A 728-nucleotide genomic window follows, 5' to 3' on the forward strand; every position below is an offset into this window, starting at 1 on the left:
CAGGCAACTTACTGACAATCAGATCATTTAAATCCTTAGCAAGGTTAAGACTTGCGCCAGTTAACGGTGCTAACTGCAAACCAAAGCCGAAACCTTGCTTACCATTTTTACTTTTTCTATCTTTTACGCCTTGTCTACTCAACACACCATCCCCTGCGTACTGATTATGAAAAATCCCACGCTCACGGTCGTAAAATCGATACGGCAACAAGTGATGAAAATGCCCCACTCCTTTCGGCTGCGCATATTTCTTTAACACCGCAAAAGGGCTTTTGTTTCTGGCAAAAAACGGCAGTGTCGAAATAAAAGAAGAAATGGTCTTACTTATTTTATCTATTTTACGCATTACTCATCCCCCATCGCTTTAACCGCATCAACCGAATGATTTAACCAATTCGCACCACGCAATACCGTATAGACCACACTTGGCTCGTTATAATTCCCGTCACTGTCTATATAATCAAAAATCATAATCTTCTGCACCGTATCACCAACCCGCACAGGCTGACCCACCGAGGGCACGGCAATCGATGAGCCAACCACAGAATTCATATTGCTTATCTTACTTATCTTACCTATCTTTCCTATCTTTCCGATATTGCCTGTCTTTATTTGACCTCCCTGATGATGGGTGGGTATCGTTGAATGAGGTGAGTAAGGTAAATCAAATGAGTCATATGAGTCAAATGCCCCTGCCTGTGATTGGGCATAGACCTCACTCATCGATA

Annotated in this window: 2 protein-coding genes; both read right to left on the bottom strand. The window is 42.6% G+C overall.

The genetic code is table 11. The features are described from left to right. The coding region (locus tag DNJ75_RS15060) for a hypothetical protein (protein WP_157968420.1) at positions 1-346 on the bottom strand (346 nt) is incomplete at its 3' end. After that, positions 346-728, bottom strand: a 383-nt coding sequence (locus DNJ75_RS15065; RefSeq protein ID WP_157968421.1) for a TraV family lipoprotein, incomplete at its 5' end; no start/stop codon positions are given. The genes DNJ75_RS15060 and DNJ75_RS15065, both read right to left, overlap by 1 nt.

The organism is Cysteiniphilum litorale (genome assembly GCF_003428165.1).
In the GTDB taxonomy this organism is placed as follows: Bacteria; Pseudomonadota; Gammaproteobacteria; order Francisellales; family Francisellaceae; genus Caedibacter; species Caedibacter litoralis.